16 protein-coding genes are annotated in these 17,132 nt (G+C 72.5%); 11 read left to right on the plus strand and 5 right to left on the minus strand.

Annotated elements, in window-relative coordinates; all coding sequences use genetic code 11:
* Window positions 1-374 precede the first annotated feature (374 nt).
* On the minus strand, window positions 375-2,273 hold the full coding sequence (locus tag ACIQ9G_RS23745) for an FAD-dependent oxidoreductase (protein WP_403612866.1): 1,899 nt from the start codon (window positions 2,271-2,273) through the stop codon (window positions 375-377).
* Window positions 2,274-2,501: 228 nt separating this feature from the next.
* Between ACIQ9G_RS23745 and ACIQ9G_RS23750 the strand changes: the two genes are divergently transcribed.
* From ACIQ9G_RS23750 to ACIQ9G_RS23780, 7 genes are all read left to right on the plus strand, one after another.
* Window positions 2,502-3,623, plus strand: coding sequence for a SchA/CurD-like domain-containing protein (locus tag ACIQ9G_RS23750; protein WP_403612869.1), 1,122 nt, complete (start codon window positions 2,502-2,504; stop codon window positions 3,621-3,623).
* Between the two features lie 49 nt (window positions 3,624-3,672).
* Window positions 3,673-4,119, plus strand: a complete 447-nt coding sequence (locus ACIQ9G_RS23755; protein ID WP_392194198.1) for a cupin domain-containing protein — start codon at window positions 3,673-3,675, stop codon at window positions 4,117-4,119.
* A complete protein-coding gene (locus ACIQ9G_RS23760) occupies window positions 4,116-5,369 on the plus strand; it encodes a beta-ketoacyl-[acyl-carrier-protein] synthase family protein (RefSeq protein ID WP_403612871.1) in 1,254 nt (417 codons plus the stop codon). Before ACIQ9G_RS23755 ends, ACIQ9G_RS23760 begins: the two co-directional genes overlap by 4 nt.
* 12 nt (window positions 5,370-5,381) lie before the next feature.
* Complete coding sequence (locus ACIQ9G_RS23765; protein ID WP_403612873.1) at window positions 5,382-6,623, plus strand: beta-ketoacyl synthase N-terminal-like domain-containing protein; 1,242 nt, start codon at window positions 5,382-5,384, stop codon at window positions 6,621-6,623.
* A gap of 92 nt (window positions 6,624-6,715) precedes the next feature.
* Entirely contained in the window at window positions 6,716-6,973 is a 258-nt protein-coding gene (locus ACIQ9G_RS23770) for an acyl carrier protein (protein ID WP_403612875.1), read from the plus strand.
* 1 nt (window position 6,974) lies between these two features.
* Entirely contained in the window at window positions 6,975-7,457 is a 483-nt protein-coding gene (locus tag ACIQ9G_RS23775; protein WP_356186288.1) for an SRPBCC family protein, read from the plus strand.
* 20 nt (window positions 7,458-7,477) lie between these two features.
* Window positions 7,478-7,801: a TcmI family type II polyketide cyclase gene (locus ACIQ9G_RS23780; RefSeq protein ID WP_356186285.1), complete on the plus strand. Its 324-nt coding sequence runs from the start codon at window positions 7,478-7,480 to the stop codon at window positions 7,799-7,801.
* A 100-nt stretch (window positions 7,802-7,901) separates the two neighbouring features.
* On the opposite strand, the gene ACIQ9G_RS23785 is transcribed toward ACIQ9G_RS23780, so the two are convergent.
* Window positions 7,902-8,930, minus strand: a complete 1,029-nt coding sequence (locus ACIQ9G_RS23785; RefSeq protein WP_403612878.1) for a methyltransferase — start codon at window positions 8,928-8,930, stop codon at window positions 7,902-7,904.
* A gap of 55 nt (window positions 8,931-8,985) precedes the next feature.
* Window positions 8,986-10,098 (minus strand): nitrous oxide reductase family maturation protein NosD, encoded by a 1,113-nt coding sequence (locus ACIQ9G_RS23790; RefSeq protein WP_403612880.1) that lies wholly within the window; start codon window positions 10,096-10,098, stop codon window positions 8,986-8,988.
* Window positions 10,099-10,256: 158 nt separating this feature from the next.
* Between ACIQ9G_RS23790 and ACIQ9G_RS23795 the strand changes: the two genes are divergently transcribed.
* From ACIQ9G_RS23795 to ACIQ9G_RS23810, 4 genes are all read left to right on the plus strand, one after another.
* On the plus strand, window positions 10,257-10,922 hold the full coding sequence (locus tag ACIQ9G_RS23795; RefSeq protein WP_403612882.1) for a rhomboid-like protein: 666 nt from the start codon (window positions 10,257-10,259) through the stop codon (window positions 10,920-10,922).
* A 9-nt stretch (window positions 10,923-10,931) separates the two neighbouring features.
* Window positions 10,932-12,338 carry an NAD(P)/FAD-dependent oxidoreductase gene (locus ACIQ9G_RS23800; protein WP_403612885.1) on the plus strand — a complete coding sequence of 469 codons (1,407 nt, stop codon included), beginning with the start codon at window positions 10,932-10,934 and terminating at the stop codon, window positions 12,336-12,338.
* 130 nt (window positions 12,339-12,468) lie between these two features.
* Window positions 12,469-15,102: a glycosyl hydrolase gene (locus ACIQ9G_RS23805; RefSeq protein ID WP_403612888.1), complete on the plus strand. Its 2,634-nt coding sequence runs from the start codon at window positions 12,469-12,471 to the stop codon at window positions 15,100-15,102.
* A 241-nt stretch (window positions 15,103-15,343) separates the two neighbouring features.
* A complete protein-coding gene (locus tag ACIQ9G_RS23810; protein ID WP_403612891.1) occupies window positions 15,344-16,069 on the plus strand; it encodes a pentapeptide repeat-containing protein in 726 nt (241 codons plus the stop codon).
* A gap of 24 nt (window positions 16,070-16,093) precedes the next feature.
* Here ACIQ9G_RS23810 and ACIQ9G_RS23815 read toward each other — a convergent pair whose 3' ends face one another.
* Window positions 16,094-16,549, minus strand: coding sequence for a hypothetical protein (locus ACIQ9G_RS23815; protein ID WP_403612893.1), 456 nt, complete (start codon window positions 16,547-16,549; stop codon window positions 16,094-16,096).
* A 69-nt stretch (window positions 16,550-16,618) separates the two neighbouring features.
* Window positions 16,619-17,119: a hypothetical protein gene (locus ACIQ9G_RS23820; RefSeq protein WP_403613772.1), complete on the minus strand. Its 501-nt coding sequence runs from the start codon at window positions 17,117-17,119 to the stop codon at window positions 16,619-16,621.
* Window positions 17,120-17,132 lie beyond the last annotated feature (13 nt).

The raw sequence follows: 17,132 nt of genomic DNA on the forward strand, positions 1-17,132 counted from the left end.
GGATGACTGAAGTCACGTGATTGTGGAGCAACCCTGCGCTTATTTCATGCATCGCAAATCGCGGTCTCCCAGATGCCGTCAGGTAAGGCCGGTGGATCGGTTGCCGCACAGCAGTCAGGCGGGGCCTGGTCTCACTCGTGGTCTCGATCGCCGCTGATTCTGATCACGTCGACTGTCGTCCGCTGGAGTCCGAAAACTCCTCTGAGCAGGCGCGATGCCTGCTACGCGAATGCTGATGGATGCCCCTGGACCAGGACCCGACAACTTGTAATGCGTAGGTCGTCGGTTCGAATCCGACAGGGGGCTCCCCACGCCAAGGCCACCCGCACCGTCCGGTGCGGGTGGCCTTGGCCGTGTGTGTCGCTTTCCGCGGGTCAGTCGGTCCTGAGCACCGCCCGCAGGACCGAGCGCAGGGTCGCCTCCGGGTCCGGGGTCGCGCCCGGCGCCCGCCAGGCCACGAAGCCGTCCGGCCGCACCAGGACCGCCCCGTCGGCCGTCGTGCCGTGGACCCGCGCCCAGTCGGGCGCCTGGTCCCCGCCCGCGCCGCCGCCGGGCCCGGGCCGACCCGCGCCGCCGGGCCCGCCCGCCGAGCCGGGCGCGCCGCCTGGCCCGCCCGCGGACCCGGGTGCCCCGCCGGGCCTGCCCGCGCCGTCGCCGGCCCCCGGCCGACCCGCGCCGCCCGGCCTGCCCCCGGACCCGCTCTCGCCGCCCGGCGTCCCCGCGGGCCCGGCCGCGGACCCAGCCCCCGGTGCGCCGCCCGGCCGTCCCGCGCCCGCACCCGGTGCCGTCGGGTCGTACGTCAGGTCGGCTTCGGCGCCCGTGCCGATCCGGTAGCTCTGCAGCGCGACGCCGTCCTCCGCGGCGATGCGCCGGGCCGCCTCGTGCCAGCCGCCCGTGCCCTGGGCGTCGCTGAGCAGCACCATGGAGCGCTCGTACAGGTCGAGCGTGGAGACCCGCTGCCCGAAGCGGCGCAGCCACAGGTGGGGGGCCCGGCTGCCCGGCTCCCCGGTCAGCCGAAGGTTCTCCGGTACGGCCTCCTGCGCCGGGTCGGCGCCCACGACGGCGCCCTGCGGGTAGCGGTAGCCGAGGACGACGTTGAGGATGCCGCCGCGCGGGCCGCCGCCGACGCCGGGGGCGGGGGCGAAGCCGGGGTGGCTGTGTTCCACGGAGCGGGCCGAGGCGCGGGCGCTGGTGGCCCGGGCGACCGGGCGGCGCTCGGTGTCGTAGGTCTCCAGCAGGCCGGGTCCGGCCCAGCCCTGCATCACGGCGGCCAGCTTCCAGGCCAGGTTGTGCGCGTCCTGGATGCCGGTGTTGGAACCGAACGCCCCGGTCGGGGACATCTCGTGGGCGGAGTCGCCGGCCAGGAACACCCGGCCGGCCGCGTACCGGTCGGCGACCCGCTCGGCCGCGCGCCAGGACGCCTTGCCGGTGATCTCCACGTCGAGGTCGGGCACGCCGACGGCGCGGCGGATGTGCCGGGCGCACCGCTCCTCGGTGAACTCTTCCAGCTCCTCGCCGCGTTCGGGGTGCCAGGGCGCGTGGAAGACCCAGTGCTCCTTGTTGTCGACGGGCAGCAGGGCTCCGTCGGCCTCGGGGTCGGTGAGGTAGCAGCAGATGAAGCGGCGGCCGCCGACCACGTCGGCGAGCAGCTTGGAGCGGAAGGTGAGGCTGACGTTGGCGAAGAGTTCGCCGGGCCCGGTCTGGCCGATGCCGAGCCGGTCCCGGACCGGGCTGCGCGGCCCGTCCGCCGCGACGAGGTAGTCGGCGCGGACGGTGTAGCGCTCCTCGGTCGCCCGGTCCCGGACGACGGCGGTGACTCCGTCGCGGTCCTGCTCGAAGGACTCCATCTCGTGGGAGTAGCGCAGATCGCCGCCGAGGGCGCGGGCGCCTTCTAGCAGGACGGGCTCCAGGTCGTTCTGGCTGCACAGGCACCAGCCGGTGGGACTGAACCGCGCCATCCCGCCACCGGGGTCGATGTGCTTGAACAGCCATTCCCCGGCGTCGCCGACCAGGGTGGGGGTCTGCAGGATGCCGTGGTTGTCGGCGAGGAGCGAGGCCGCCGTCCTGATGTCCGGCTCGATGCCGGCCACCCGGAACAGCTCCATCGTCCGCACGTTGTTGCCGCGGCCGCGCGGGTGGATGGAGGTCCCGGAGTGGCGCTCGACCAGCAGGTGCGGCACGCCGAGGCGGCCCAGGAACAGCGACGTGGACAGGCCCACCAGGGAGCCGCCCACGATGAGGACGGGAACCCGGTGGTCGGCTTCTTGGTGCATCGATGCCTCCAGGGCAGGGGTGCGGGAGCGGGGCGCATCGCAGGTTCCATGCCCTCTGGGGAGCCGGTCCGCGTGCATGTGCGCGCCCAATCACCCGTGTGATCACCCACGTGGTTCATACGAGTCGCGCACCGGTCGCGACGGGCTCAGGATCGAGATGCTGACGTCGCGTCACACGCGGCCGACGTCCCTCTGACCCCGCTGCCCCCCGAAGGAGACGTGCGCAGGATGACCACTACGTCTGAACGAGCCTCAGAACCACCGCTGCGACAGGCCGCCAAGCGGGTCTCCCAGTCGGTGTTCGACGGATCCCGGCTCCGGGTCGTGCTGCTGGTCGACGTCTACGACGGCGCTCAACAGCAGTTCCTTGAGGCCTACGAGCAGATGGGCAAGCAGGTCTCGTCCGTTCCGGGCCATGTCAGCGACCAGCTGTGCCAGTCGATCGAGAACCCCTCCCAGTGGCTGATCACCAGCGAGTGGGAGAGCGCCCCGCCGTTCCTCGCCTGGGTGAACAGCGAGGAGCACGTGCAGATGGTGCAGCCGATGCACAGCTGCATCCGCGACACCCGCTCGCTGCGCTTCCACATCGTGCGGGAGACCGGCGGCGAGGCGGCGGGGGCCGAGCGGCGGCTGCAGACCTCCCCGCGCATCGGTGACGGCGTGATCCGGCACGCGCTCACCTTCACGGTGAAGCCGGGCAGCGAGCGGGAGGTCGCGAAGATCCTCTCGAACTACGCCTCGCCCGAGGCGCGGGTCGACGACACCACCCAGCTGTGCCGCACGTCGCTGTTCATGCGCGGCAACCGGGTCGTACGGGCCATCGAGGTGCGCGGCGACCTGCTGGCCGCGCTGCGCCACGTCGCCCGGCAGCCCGAGGTGCGTGCCGTGGAGGAGGCCATCAACCCCTTCCTGGAGGAGCACCGCGACCTCAACGACCAGGAGTCCGCACGGGTGTTCTTCACCCGGGCGGCGCTGCCGGCCGTGCACCACGTCACCGCGGACGACGCGTCCGAGGTCGAGCGGCACGCCCTGTACTACCAGGCGCGGCCGGGGCTCGGCATGCGGCTGGCCGAGCTGCTCTCCCAGCACGACGACCGCGCCGCCGAGGACCCGCACGGGCCGGTCCTGCGCAGCACGGTCTACGAGCGCGACGACGTCGTGGTGCGCCTGGTCGACGTGCGGGAGGGCTTCGACGCCGACCCCGCCGTCGCCCTGGGTCTGGACCCCGCGCAGGTGGCCGAGCTGACGACCCTCGCCGACGGCGCGGCACGGGGCGGCGACGCCGCGCAGCTGCTCACCCTCGCCCGGATGGACCTCATCACCGACCGCCGGTCCGCACCGGAGTCCTGACGGGCGGCCCCCGAGGCTGCCGACCGCACCACACCATCGGAGGAACGACGTGATCAAACCCCGGCCCAGGATCGTGAACCTCGACGAAGCCGAGCCCAACACCAAGCGCGGAGGCGATCTGCGCGCCATGCTCACTCCGGCGACGGTCGGCTCCACCAGCGGCTTCATGGGTGTGGCCATCGTGCAGCCCGGCGACCGCATCGGCGAGCACTACCACCCGTACTCCGAGGAGTTCGTGTACGTCGTCTGCGGCGACCTGGAGGTCGACCTGGACGGCGATCCGCACCCGCTCAAGCCGGAGCAGGGGCTGATGATCCCCGCCTACATGCGGCACCGCTTCCGCAACGTCGGCGACGTGGAGGCCCGTATCGTCTTCCACCTCGGGCCGCTGGCCCCGCGTCCGCAGCTCGGCCACGTCGACACGGAGGGCACCGAGACCGTTCCGGCCGCGGCCGCCGTGGAGGGGGAGGCCGGCGCGGCAGAGGTCCGGTCATGACCAGGCGTGTCGCGGTCACCGGGATAGGTGTGGTGGCACCGGGCGGCATCGGTGCCCCGGCTTTCTGGGGACTGCTGTCGGAAGGGCGGACCGCGACGCGGGGCATCACCTTCTTCGACCCGGCGGGCCTGCGTTCCCGGATCGCCGCGGAGTGCGACTTCGACCCGGTGGCCTGCGGACTGGACGAGGAGCAGGTCGCACGCTGCGACCGCTACATCCAGTTCGCGCTGGCCGCCGGGGCGGAGGCGGTACGCGACTCGGGGCTCGACCTCGCCGCGGAGAACCCCTGGCGGGTCGGGGTGTCCCTGGGCACGGCGGTCGGCGGCACCACCCGCCTGGAGAACGACTACGTCCTGGTCAGCCAGGGCGGTGAGCACTGGGACGTGGACCACCGCCGGGCGCGGCCGTACCTGCACCGCGCGTTCTCGCCCAGCACCCTCGCCTCGACGGTGGCGGAGCGGTTCGGGGCGCGCGGTCCGGTGCAGACCGTCTCGACGGGCTGCACCTCCGGGCTCGACGCGGTCGGCTACGCCCTGCACACCGTGGAGGAGGGCCGGGCGGACATCTGCGTGGCGGGTGCCTCGGACTCGCCCATCTCCCCGATCACCATGGCCTGCTTCGACGCGATCAAGGCCACTTCCCCCAACAACGACGATCCCGCCCACGCCTCCCGCCCCTTCGACAACGAGCGTGACGGGTTCGTCATGGGCGAGGGCGGCGCGGTGCTCGTCCTCGAGGAGCTGGAGCACGCCCGGGCCCGCGGTGCGCACGTGTACTGCGAGCTCAGCGGCTACGCCACCTTCGGCAACGCGTACCACATGACCGGCCTGACCAGTGAGGGCCTGGAGATGGCGCGGGCCATCGAGACCGCGCTCGACCACGCCCGGCTGGACGGCTCCGCCATCGACTACGTCAACGCGCACGGCTCCGGCACCCGGCAGAACGACCGTCACGAGACGGCCGCGGTGAAGCGGGCGCTGGGCCACCATGCCTACGACACCCCCATGAGCTCCATCAAGTCGATGGTGGGGCACTCCCTCGGGGCCATCGGGGCGATCGAGGTGGTGGCCTGCGTGCTGGCCCTGGCCCACCAGGTGGTCCCGCCGACCGCGAACTACCAGACCCCCGACCCCGAGTGCGACCTGGACTACGTCCCGCGGGTGGCCCGTGAACGGAAGCTGTCCAGCGTGCTCTCCGTGGGCAGCGGCTTCGGCGGCTTCCAGTCCGCGGTGATCCTGACCCGGCCGTAGGGAGAGGACACGATGAGTGCACCGCATGAACGGCGCGCGGCCGTCACCGGAATCGGTGTCGTCGCGCCCAACGGAACGAGCACCGAGACCTTCTGGAAGTCCACCCAGGAGGGTCTGAGCGTCCTCGACCGCGTCACCCGGGAGGGCTGTGAGCACCTTCCGCTGAAAGTGGCGGGCGAGGTCCGCGCCTTCGAGCCGGCCGCGGCCGTCGAGGAGCGCTACCTCGTCCAGACCGACCGCTTCACGCACTTCGCGATGGCCGCGGCCGACCTGGCCCTGGAGGACGCCCGGCTCAGCCGGGCCGACACCGGGGAGGCCCCGTTCTCCGCGGGCGTGGTCACCGCCGCCGGGTCCGGCGGCGGCGAGTTCGGCCAGCGGGAGCTGCAGAAACTGTGGGGCCGGGGCAGCCGCTTCGTCGGACCGTGGCAGTCCATCGCCTGGTTCTACGCGGCCAGCACCGGTCAGATCTCCATCCGCCGCGGGTTCAAGGGCCCGTGCTCGGTGGTCGCCGCCGACGAGGCCGGCGGGCTGGACGCCCTCGCCCACGCGGCGCGGGCCGTGCGGCGGGGCACCGACGTGATCGTGGCGGGCTCCACCGAGGCGCCGCTCGCGCCGTACTCGATGGTCTGCCAGCTCGGTTACCCGGAGCTGAGCCGGGTGGAGGACCCGGCGCGCGCCTACCGGCCGTTCACCGACGCGGCCTCGGGGTTCGTGCCCGCCGAGGGCGGCGCGATGCTCGTCGTGGAGGAGGCGGGCGTGGCCCGGGAGCGGGGCATGCCCGTACGCGCCTTCGTCGCCGGTCATGCGGCGACCTTCACGGGCGCCTCCCGGTGGGAGCTGTCCCGGCAGGGACTCGCCGAGGCCGTCCGGGGTGCGCTGGCCGAGGCCGGCTGCGCTCCGGAGGAGGTGGACGTCGTCTTCGCGGACGCCCTCGGGGTCCCGGAGGCGGACCGGGCCGAGGCGCTCGCGATCGCCGACGCCCTCGGTGCCCACGGCCGGCGCGTGCCGGTGACGGCGCCGAAGACCGGCACCGGCCGGGGCTACTGCGCCGCGCCCGTGCTGGACGCGGCGGCGGCCGTGCTGGCGATGGAGCACGGACTGATCCCGCCCACCCCGAATGTCTTCGACGTCTGCCACGACCTCGATCTGGTGACCGTCCGGGCCCGCCCCGCCGAGGTGCGCACCGCGCTGGTCCTCAGCCGGGGCCTCATGGGTTCGAACTCGGCGCTGGTGCTGCGGCACGGCGCCGGCTGAGCCGGAGGGGCCGTGGCGCCCGGCAGGCGAACGAGTCCGAGAAACCGGCGCCTCCCGGCGAGGCCGCCGGGAGCGACAAGGAGAGGATCCGCATGAGCGACCGCATCACCGTGGAAGAACTGTCCGCACTCATGAAGAAGGCCGCCGGTATCACCGTCGGCCCGCAGGAACTGGAGGGTCGCGCCGACGCCGGCTTCGAGGAGCTCGGCATCGACTCGCTCGGCCTGCTCGGCATCGTCGGCGAGCTGGAGAACCGGCACGGCACGCCGATGCCTGCCGACGCGGAGCGCTGCAAGACCCCGCGGGAGTTCCTCGCCCTCGTCAACAGCACCTTCCTGGCAGGAGCCTGACATGGCCGGACACACGCAGAACGAGATCACCATCGCCGCGCCGGTGGACCTGGTCTGGGACATGACCAACGACGTGGAGAGGTGGCCGCAGCTGTTCAGCGAGTACGCCTCCGCCGAGATCCTGTCCCGGGAGGGGAACAAGTGCACCTTCCGGCTGACCATGCACCCCGACGAGAACGGCACCGTCTGGAGCTGGGTCTCCGAGCGCGAGCCCGACCGTGACACGCTCACCGTCCGCGCCCGCCGCGTCGAGACCGGCCCGTTCGACCACATGGACATCCACTGGCGGTACGAGGAGGTGCCGGCCGGCACCCGGATGGTGTGGACGCAGGACTTCGCGATGAAGCCGGACGCTCCGGTCGACGACGACTGGATGACCGACAACATCAACAGGAACTCCAAGATCCAGATGGCCCTGATCCGCGACAGGATCGAGAAGGCCGCCGCGGGCCACCGGGGCGAGCCGGCCCTGAGCACCGACTGAGCCGGACGGAGGACAGGCCCATGCACCAAGGACTGATCGTCGCCCGGATGGCCCCCGGCTCGGCCCCGGACATCGCCAGGATCTTCGAGGAGTCCGACCGGGGGGAGCTGCCGCACCTCGTCGGCGTCACCCGGCGCAGCCTCTTCCAGTTCGGCGATGTGTACATGCACCTCGTCGAGGCCGACCGGGACCCCGCTCCCGCGATCGCCAAGGTCGCGGGGCACCCCGAGTTCCGGGGCATCAGCGAGCGGCTGTCGGCGTACGTCAGCGCGTACGACCCGGAGACGTGGCGGTCGCCGAAGGACGCGATGGCGCGCCGCTTCTACGTCTGGGAGCGCGACTGAGCCGTCCGCCCCGACCGTCTGCCGGACAGACGGACACACCGGTCGCCGGGCCCGCAGCGTCGCGGGCCCGGCGACCGGTGTGCGTGCTCCGTGCCGCCGGTCACCCGGGCACGGTGCAGTCGAACGCGTGCAGGTAGGGGTTGACCGGGCTGATGTCGTCGATGACCAGGCCCGCGGCCTCGAGCCGGCCGACCATGCTCTCGGTCGTGTGCTTGGCCCCGCCGACGTTCATCAGCAGCAGCAGGTCCATGGCGGTGCTGAACCGCATGGAGGGGGTGTCGTCGACGAGGTTCTCGATGACCACGACGCGCGCCTTGGGGCCGCCCGCCTCGATGACGTTGCGCAGGCACCGGGCGGTGCTGTCGTCGTCCCACTCCAGGATGTTCTTGATGATGTAGACGTCGGCCGTGACCGGGATCGCCTCGCGGCAGTCGCCGGGCACGATGCGCACCCGGTCGGCGAGGGAGCCGCCCGGGCGCAGCCGGGGGTCGGCGTTCTCCACCACGCGCGGCAGGTCGAGCAGGGTGCCGTGCATGGCCGGGTACTTCTCCAGCAGGCTCGCCACCACGTGCCCCTGGCCGCCGCCGATGTCGGCCACCGAGGAGGCCCCGGACAGGTCCAGCAGGTCGGCGACCTCCTGTGCGGACTGCCTGCTGGAGGTCGTCATGGCCCGGTTGAAGACGTCGGCCGACTCGGGGGCGTCCTCGTTGAGGTAGACGAAGAACTCCTTGCCGTAGAGGTCCTCCACGACGTTGCGGCCGGTGCGCACCGCCTCGTCCAGCTTGGGCCAGGCGTCCCAGGTCCACGCCTCGGTGCACCAGAGCGTGATGTAGCGCAGGCTGTGCGGGTCGTCCTCGCGCAGCAGCCGGGACATGTCGGTGTGCTCGAAGGTGCCGTCCTGCCGCTCGGCGAAGACGCCGTAGCAGGCCAGGGCGCGCAACAGCCGCCGCAGCGGCTTGGGTTCGGTCTTCACCGCGGCCGCGAGGTCCGTCACGGCCATGGGGCGGTCGCCGAGTGCGTCGGCGACCCCGAGCCGGGCCGCCGCGCGGAGGGCGGCGGCACAAGCCGCCCCGAACGCGAGCTCCCTGAGCCGCATGGACGGCGGAGGGGCAGGGGGTGTGGTCGTCATGTGCCGCCTTCCTTCCTTCTGAACGCTGATGCCGGGAACGGGTGAGGAGGGTCCGTCAGCACAGCCCCGCGGGCTTGGAGGTCTGGCAGAGGTTGTCCTGGAAGGTGTTGCGGCTGCGGGCGACCTCCTGGTTGACGAGGTCCGCCGGGGCGTTTCCGGCCAGCAGGTTCTCGCTGATCCGGTTCCGCTCGCTGGAGGCTCCCACGAAGCTCTTGAACAGCACCACGCCACCCGACAGCGGGGACCTGCCCTTGTTGCCGGCGACCAGGTTGCGCGTCACCGTGACCTGCTCGGTGCCGGTCAGGACGATGCCCGAGCCCTGCAGGAAGGCCAGCCGGGTGGTCTTGGGGCAGTACTTGTTGTTCTGGACCACGCGGTTGCCGGACACGGTCAGCAGGCCGGCCTTCGGCTTGTTCTCGTCGCCGACGAGGAACACCCCGGCGCAGTTGCCGGTGACGCGGTTGCCCGTGACGGCGACGTTGCGCAGGCGCCGGACGGTGACGCCGATCCGGTTGCCGGTCAGCAGGTTGTGGTCGACCACCGTGCCCCGCGCGTCCTTGGCGCCCTGCTCGGCGGTGATCGTGTTGGCGAGGAACAGCCCCGCGTCGCCGTTGTTGCGGGCGGTGTTCGCCCGGTACAGGCTGCGGGTGGCGCGCTCCTCGGCGATGCCCCACTGCCCGTTCTTCTCGGCGGTCACCCTCCGCACGGTCAGCCGGTCGGTGCCGACGGCCATCACGCCGGTCCGGGCGAAGCCCCGCACGGTCAGGGAGGTGATGGTGACGTTCTTGAGGGGGTGGCCCTTCGCCCCGACCACGCAGATGCCGTTGCCCAGCTCGGCGCAGCTCTTGGCCGCCGCCCGCGTGCCCTTGGTGCCCTTGGTGTCCTTGCGGCCGCTCGGCACGGCCTTCTTGGCGCGCGGCTCGATGACGGTGAGCCGTCCCGTGCCGCGCAGGGTCAGTCCCTGCGTGGTCACCTTGACGCTCTCGTGGTAGGTGCCGGGGTACACCAGCACGGTGTCGCCCGGATGCGCGGCGTTCACCGCTTTCTGGATCGACTGTCCCGGGTGCACCACGTGGACCCGGGGGACGCTGATCGGCGGGGCGGCCCCGACTCCGGCCCCGAGCAGCGCCGCGGCGCAGGCGAGGTAAGCAATATGGCGTTTCGTCATATTCTGTACGCTATGACCCTACGACCCGATGCATCCCGAGATGGGCCGTACGGCGGCGTGTCATGCCCGCGGGGCCGGGCGGGCCCGCCGTCACCCGGCCGCCGTAGCCCCTCAGGACGCCGCGGCAGCGGCCGGCCGGGCCCGGCGGTACTTGCACTATGAACGGGTTCATCCGGATACGGCGTGGGACCGGGGCCGTGGCGCGGTACGTCCGCAGCGCCCCGGGGACCTACGTGTGGCTGCTGATCCTGTTCGTCACCACCGTCGCGCTGCACCACATGCCGCCCGAGTTCGAGGACCAGTTCCTGCGGCAGCGCTCGACCAACATCCGCGAGCTGTCGAACAATCCGGTGCGGGTGCTGGTCGCCAGTGCCATGTGGATCGACAGCGGCCACTGGCTGCCGTACGCGGCGCTCTACACGGTCTTCCACGCGCAGGCCGAGCGCTGGCTGGGCACCCTGCGCTGGCTGCTGGTGTGCGTGGCGGCGCACGCCCTGGCCACGCTGATCAGCGAGGGCGCGCTGCTGTGGGCGGTCCGCGGCGGCGTGGCGCCGGTGGGCGCCGTGAACACCCTGGACGTGGGCGTGAGTTACGCGCTGGCGGGGGTGATGGGCGTGCTGACGTACCGGATCGCCACGCCCTGGCGGTACCTGTACGCGGCCGTGGTGCTGGCCGGCTACGGGGTGCCGCTGCTGACCGGGCGCACCTTCACCGATCTGGGGCACGTGACCGCCGTGCTGCTCGGACTGGGCTGCCATCCGCTGGTCAAGGGCCGTGGAGAAGCATGGAATCCGAAGGAGACACTGGCCGTCCTGAGGCGTTAACGTCCGGCCATGAGCAGCGCGGCACACGGCCCCGTCAACGGCGGCATCTCCTTCTGGTTCGCGGACGACGGCCTCCCGGCGGTGCGGGAGCCGCTCACCGGTGACGCGAGCGCCGACGTGGTGATCGTCGGCGGCGGGTACACGGGACTGTGGACCGCGTACTACCTCAAGAAGGCGGCGCCCTTCCTGCGGATCACCGTTCTGGAGCAGCGGTTCTGCGGCTACGGCGCCTCCGGCCGCAACGGCGGCTGGCTCTACAACGGCGTCGCGGGCCGCGACCGGTACGCGAGGCTGCACGGCCACGAGGCCGCCGTACGGCTCCAGCGGGCGATGAACGACACCGTGGACGAGGTGATCCGAGCCGCCGCCGAGGAAGGCGTCGACGCCGGCGTGCACCGCGGCGGCGTCCTGGAAGTGGCGCGGACACCGGCCCAGTTGGCCCGCCTGAAGGCCTTCCACGAGCACGAGCTGTCGTACGGCGAGAAGGACCGCGAGCTGTACGGTGCCCGCGAGACCGCCGAGCGCGTCCGCGTCGCCGGTGCCGTCGGCGCCACCTGGACCCCGCACGGGGCCCGCCTGCATCCGGGGAAGCTGGTCAAGGGCCTCGCCGCGGCGGTGGAGGCGCTCGGCGTCACCCTGCACGAGTCGACGCCGGTGACGGAGATCCGCCCGAAGCACGCGGTCACCCCCTACGGCACCGTCCGGGCGCCCTACGTCCTGCGCTGCACCGAGGGCTTCACCGCGTCGCTCAAGGGGCAGAGGCGCACCTGGCTGCCCATGAACTCCTCGATGATCGCGACCGAGCCGCTGACCGACGAGCAGTGGGCGGCGGTCGGCTGGGAGGGCCGCGAGACCCTCGGCGACATGGCGCACGCCTACATGTACGCCCAGCGCACCGCCGACGGCCGGATCGCGCTCGGCGGGCGCGGGGTGCCGTACCGCTTCGGCTCGCGCACCGACCACGACGGCCGCACCCAGGAGGCGACGGTCGAGGCGCTCCGGGAGATCCTGGTCGGCTTCTTCCCCGCGCTGGCCGGGGTGCGGATCGAGCACGCCTGGTCGGGTGTCCTCGGCGTGCCGCGCGACTGGTGCGCGACCGTCACCCTGGACCGCGCGACCGGCCTGGGCTGGGCGGGCGGTTACGTCGGTTCCGGCGTCGCCACCGCCAACCTCGCCGCCCGTACCCTGCGCGACCTGGTCCAGCTGGATTCCGGTCAGTCGGGCCCGACCGAGCTGACCGGCCTGCCCTGGGTCGGCCACAAGGTCCGCAAGTGGGAGCCGGAGCCGTTGCGCTGGCTGGGTGTGCGGGGCATGTACGCCACCTACCGCACCGCCGACCGGCGTGAACTGCTCACCCACAGCGCGCGGTCGTCGAGGCTCGCCCGCCTGGCGGACCGGGTGGCCGGGCGTCACTGACGGCCTTTCACGCCACGGCCGAAACTTTACGCTCTGATTGCCCGCACGGACGTCTCCCGTCACGCCCATCCCGTCGAAGCTGTGTGCCGAGTGTGTCATGCACGCAACCGCTCCCAGGGGAGGGCACTTCATGGCGGCCACAAGCCGGCGAAGCAGAAAAAGAACGGCGGCGGTTCTCATCACCACCGCCGCACTGGGGCTGACCATCACCCAGGCCCAGGCCGCGGGACGCGGGGTCGATCCCTTCGGCGTCCGCGCACAGCACCACAAGGCCCGGCTGAACGAGCAGCAGCCGGGCCGGGTTTCCCTCGCCACGGAGGGCGACGACGAGGGGGGCAACGAGGGCGAGGAGATCGCCGAGCAGGCCGACCAGTACGCCGAGGCCCGCACCTCGCCCGGCATCGTCGCGCCCGGCGCCTACGGTGCGGCCTACGCGGCGCTGAAGAACCTGCCGCACACGGACGGCAGATGGCGGGACGTCACCCGGCTGCCCTACGACAGCGACGACCCCCGCTACCGGGACATCAACTCCAACTCCAGCGGCGGCGCGGGCCGGGTGTCCGGCCGGGTCACCGGACTGGCGGCCGACAACAAGGGCGATGTGTACGCCGGTTCGGCCAACGGCGGTGTCTTCCGGTCGCGGACCGGCGGCGGCCACTGGACCCCGATCTCCGACCGGCTGCCCGCGCTGTCCACCGGCGACCTGCAGCTCGACGGCCGCGGACGGCTCTGGTACGCGACGGGTGAGGCCAACACCAGCGCCACCTCCTTCCTCGGCACCGGCGTCTACGTCCTCGCCGACCCCCGGCACGGCGAGTTCGGCCGACGCGACCGGGTCGGCGGCGACGAGCTGGAGTCGACCTCGATCCACGCGCTGCGCTTCGGCGGCGACAAGGTGTGGGCGGCCACCACGAGCGGGGTGTGGAGCCACTCCACCAGGACGCTGAAGGGCCCCTGGAAGCAGGAGTTCGCGCCCAACCCGGACTACCTCCCGGGTGGTTCGAAGGCCTCCGACCCGAACGCGCCGTACAAGAACATCGCCAACGACATCGCGATCGACCCGAAGGACCCCTCGAAGGTCGTCCTCGCGGTCGGCTGGCGCAGCGGTGACACCTACAACGGCTTCTACACCAAGGGCAGCCACGGCTGGGAGCGGGTGACCGGGCTCGGCGACCTGCCGAGCGACAGCGACAACGTCGGCAACGTCACCTTCGCCCACAGCGCGGACGGCTCCCGGTACTACGCCATCGACCAGTCGCCCGAGCAGATGAACACCAACCCCGACAGCGGTCTGGAGGGCATCTTCGTCTCCAAGTCCGGCTCACCGACCGGCCCGTGGACGAAGATCGCCGGGTACGAGCAGCTGCGGGACTCCGGCTCGGCGCTCACCTACGACGGCTACCAGCCCGGTGTGCAGGCCTGGTACAACCAGTTCCTCACCGTCGACCCGAAGAACCCCGACCACGTGTACGCGGGTCTGGAGGAGGTCTTCGAGACCAAGGACGGCGGCAGGTCCTGGACGGTGCCCGGACCGTACTGGAACTTCGGCTTCAAGTGCTGGTCCATCGACCCGGCCAAGCAGTCCGGCGACTGCCCGTCCACCGTGCACGCCGACCAGCACGCGGTGACGACCGGCAGCTTCCACGGCAAGCCGTACGTGATCGTCGGCGACGACGGCGGCGCCTTCCGCCGCCCGCTGAACGGCAGCGCGAACGCCGAGGGCCACGCCACCGACTGGACCTCGCTGAACGACGGCACCATGGACGTCCTGCAGTACTACTCGGTCGGCGTCGGCACCGACGGCCGCGGGGTCGCCGTGACCGGCGGCCTGCAGGACAACGGCCAGTCGGTCCTGCGCCCGGGCGACCGCGTGATGGGCTCGAACTTCGGCGGCGACGGCGGCGACACGATCACCGACCCGCGCAACGGCTGCAACATCGCCGAGGAGTACGTCTACCTGGCGGTCTCGGTGACGCAGAACTGCGCGGTCAACGACGGGAGCTGGGTCACCGACCCGTCCAAGGCGACCTCGTACTCCGTCGCTCCGCCCGACAGCGCCACCGGCGAGGCCCGCTTCATCGCGCCGCTGAACGCCGACATCAAGGACAGCGACACCTGGGTCGCCGGCGGCCGGCACGTGTGGATCAACACCAAGGGCTGGGCGATCCGCAGCGGCAGCGAGTGGACCGGCGCCTTCGACCTCGGCGCGGGCCACACCGCCACGGCGGTCGCCTCCTCCGGCGGCCGGGTGTACGCCGCCTGGTGCGGCCCCTGCAACAACCAGGGCTTCACCCGGGGCATCGCGGTCGGCAACGCCGACGGCACCGGCTGGCACCAGCTGACCCTGCCGGCCGACGGCACGGTGCCCAACCGCTATCTGTCCGGGCTGGCGATCGACCCGGCGGACGCCGACCACGTCCTGCTCGCGGTCAACGGCTTCTCCCGCAAGTGGACGGAGGGTCCCGGCGCGGGCTACGGCCACCTGTTCGAGACCCGGGACGGCGGCGTGACCTGGAAGGACGTCTCCGGCAACCTGCCCGACGTCCCGGCGAACGCGGTGGCGCTGCTGAAGGACGGGACGGTCGTCCTCGGCACCGACCTCGGCGTGCTGGTGCGCACCCCGGGGTCGGCCGGCTGGAAGGTGGCGGGCGAGAACCTGCCGACCACCGCGGTGCTGCAGCTGCGGACCGGTCCCGACGGCCTGCTGTACGCGGCCACGCACGGGCGCGGCATCTGGGCCGTCGACCCGCGGCGCCTGCGCTGATTCCCACGGGGAGGGGCCCCGGCAGGGACCCCTCCCCACCCTCGCGGGCTTCCCCCCCGGCCTCAGGCCACGGACTCCGGCGGCACCGCCTCGGCCGCCTGACCTTGGTGCACGGAATCCGGCTCACCTGTTCGGGTGAGGGGCACCTGGTCAGAAGACCATGAATCAGGACGTACCGCATCTCTGTGCGTCGTCCGCGCAGGTCGGCGGGACTGTCAGTGGCCGGGTGCAGGATGGGCGCATGGCGAGGCGAGTGACGGGCAGGACCGGCGGCGCGGGTGCGAACGGGACCGGTGCGGGCGGCGGCCGCGGGGCCGCGGTGAAGGCGGCGCGGCGGCCGGAGGTGCGGCTGCCTCCGTTGGCGGCGTACGACGGCCGAGCGCTGGCCCCGGACGGGGACTACGACGGACTGGACTTCCGGGAGGCCGATCTCGGCGGCCAGGACGGCGCGGGCGCCCGCTTCCTGGACTGCGCGCTGACCGGCTGCGCCCTGGACGAGACGTCGCTGCGCCACGCGCGCTTCCTCGACTCGGTCCTCACCGGCGTCCGGGGCGTCGGCACCGACCTCGCGGAGTCGACCCTGCGCGATGTGGAACTGGTCGACGCCCGCCTCGGCGGGGTGCGGCTGCACGGGGCGGTCCTGGAACGGGTGTGGATCCGGGGCGGCAAGATCGACTGTCTGAACCTGCGCGACGCGCGGCTCAGGGACGTCGTCTTCGAGGGGTGCGTCCTCGTCGAGCCGGACTTCGGCGGAGCCCGGCTGGAGCGGGTCGAGTTCGTGGACTGCGCGCTCAGGGGCGCGGACCTCACCGCGGCGGTCCTCACCGACGTGGACCTGCGGGACGCCGCGCCGCTGGACATCACGCGCGGGTTGGACCGGCTGGCCGGAGCGGTGATCAGCCCGGCCCAGCTCCTGGACCTGGCACCGCTGCTGGCGGCGGAGCTGGGGATCGCCGTGGAGGGCTGAGCGGAGCGCCCTCCCGGAGCCTTCTCAGCCGATCTCCGACCGGAACCGCTCGATCGTCCGGCGGCGCATGGTGAGCAGGGCGAGCCAGGAGCCGTCGGCGAAGTGCAGCCGGAAGCGGGCCATGAGCTGCAGCCGGGGACGGCGCTCGACCCGGGCCACCCAGGTGCGGGGCACCTCCCACACCGGAGTCCCGTCCAGCGGGTGCACCAGTCCGACCCGCTGGTCGGTGACACGCAGGAGCAGGGCGCCGGAGGTGGCCGGCACTCCGGCCGCGACGCTTCCGTGCCCGCCGGACTGGGCACCGATGTTCTGCGCCAGGTAGTCCCCGAGCTCCCCGCCGAGCCGCCCGAATCCGTGGACGCGCATCTTCATGCCCCGGGCGCTCTTCGCGGGGATGACGACGGCGTAGGTGCGCAGCTGCTCCCCGGGGCTCAAGTGGCCCTGGGCGGAACGCTGATGGCGGGAGATGGTCTCAGGCACGAGGGATGATCGTACCGGGGCGCGCCCGCGGCCCGGAGGCCGGTTCGGGCAGCGCGGGGAACCGCCGGTTCAGGGCAGGCGGGGGAAGCGGGCCTGGAGGGTCCAGACGGCCGGGTTCTCCGCCAGGTCCTCGTGCATGTCGCACAGGTCGGCGATCAGATCGTGCAGGAAGTCCCTTGCCTCCCGGCGCAGTTCGGCGTGGGAGAAGGTCAGCGGGGGCTCCTCGGCCGGCATCCAGTCGGCCTCGATGTCCACCCAGCCGAAGCGGCGCTCGAACAGCATCCGGTCGGTCGACTCCGTGAAGTCCAGTTCCGCCCGCTGCGGCCGCGACGCCCGGGACCCGGCCGGGTCCCGGTCCAGCCGCTCCACGATGTCGCACAGCGCCCACGCGAAGTCCAGCACCGGCACCCATCCCCAGGCCGTGGCCAGCTCCCGGTCCGCCTTGGTGTCGGCGAGGTACACGTCCCCGCTGAACAGGTCGTGGCGCAGCGCGTGGACGTCCGCGCGCCGGTAGTCCGTCTGCGGCGGGTCGGGAAAGCGGGGGGAGAGGGCGTAGCCGATGTCGAGCACACAGGCGATGGTG

This window comes from Streptomyces sp. NPDC096152, assembly GCF_044763235.1.
Classification (GTDB): Bacteria; Actinomycetota; Actinomycetes; order Streptomycetales; family Streptomycetaceae; genus Streptomyces.

Bases quoted from the DNA above. Each gene is read 5' to 3' on its own strand.
- ACIQ9G_RS23800 (WP_403612885.1), top strand. From the start codon at position 10,932: ATGAGCAGCGCGGCACACGGCCCCGTCAACGGCGGCATCTCCTTCTGG.
- ACIQ9G_RS23795 (WP_403612882.1), top strand. From the start codon at position 10,257: ATGAACGGGTTCATCCGGATACGGCGTGGGACCGGGGCCGTGGCGCGG.
- ACIQ9G_RS23760 (WP_403612871.1), top strand. From the start codon at position 4,116: ATGACCAGGCGTGTCGCGGTCACCGGGATAGGTGTGGTGGCACCGGGC.
- ACIQ9G_RS23765 (WP_403612873.1), top strand. From the start codon at position 5,382: ATGAGTGCACCGCATGAACGGCGCGCGGCCGTCACCGGAATCGGTGTC.
- ACIQ9G_RS23780 (WP_356186285.1), top strand. From the start codon at position 7,478: ATGCACCAAGGACTGATCGTCGCCCGGATGGCCCCCGGCTCGGCCCCG.
- ACIQ9G_RS23775 (WP_356186288.1), top strand. From the start codon at position 6,975: ATGGCCGGACACACGCAGAACGAGATCACCATCGCCGCGCCGGTGGAC.
- ACIQ9G_RS23745 (WP_403612866.1), bottom strand. From the start codon at position 2,273: ATGCACCAAGAAGCCGACCACCGGGTTCCCGTCCTCATCGTGGGCGGC.
- ACIQ9G_RS23805 (WP_403612888.1), top strand. From the start codon at position 12,469: ATGGCGGCCACAAGCCGGCGAAGCAGAAAAAGAACGGCGGCGGTTCTC.
- ACIQ9G_RS23785 (WP_403612878.1), bottom strand. From the start codon at position 8,930: ATGACGACCACACCCCCTGCCCCTCCGCCGTCCATGCGGCTCAGGGAG.
- ACIQ9G_RS23770 (WP_403612875.1), top strand. From the start codon at position 6,716: ATGAGCGACCGCATCACCGTGGAAGAACTGTCCGCACTCATGAAGAAG.
- ACIQ9G_RS23750 (WP_403612869.1), top strand. From the start codon at position 2,502: ATGACCACTACGTCTGAACGAGCCTCAGAACCACCGCTGCGACAGGCC.
- ACIQ9G_RS23790 (WP_403612880.1), bottom strand. From the start codon at position 10,098: ATGACGAAACGCCATATTGCTTACCTCGCCTGCGCCGCGGCGCTGCTC.
- ACIQ9G_RS23810 (WP_403612891.1), top strand. From the start codon at position 15,344: ATGGCGAGGCGAGTGACGGGCAGGACCGGCGGCGCGGGTGCGAACGGG.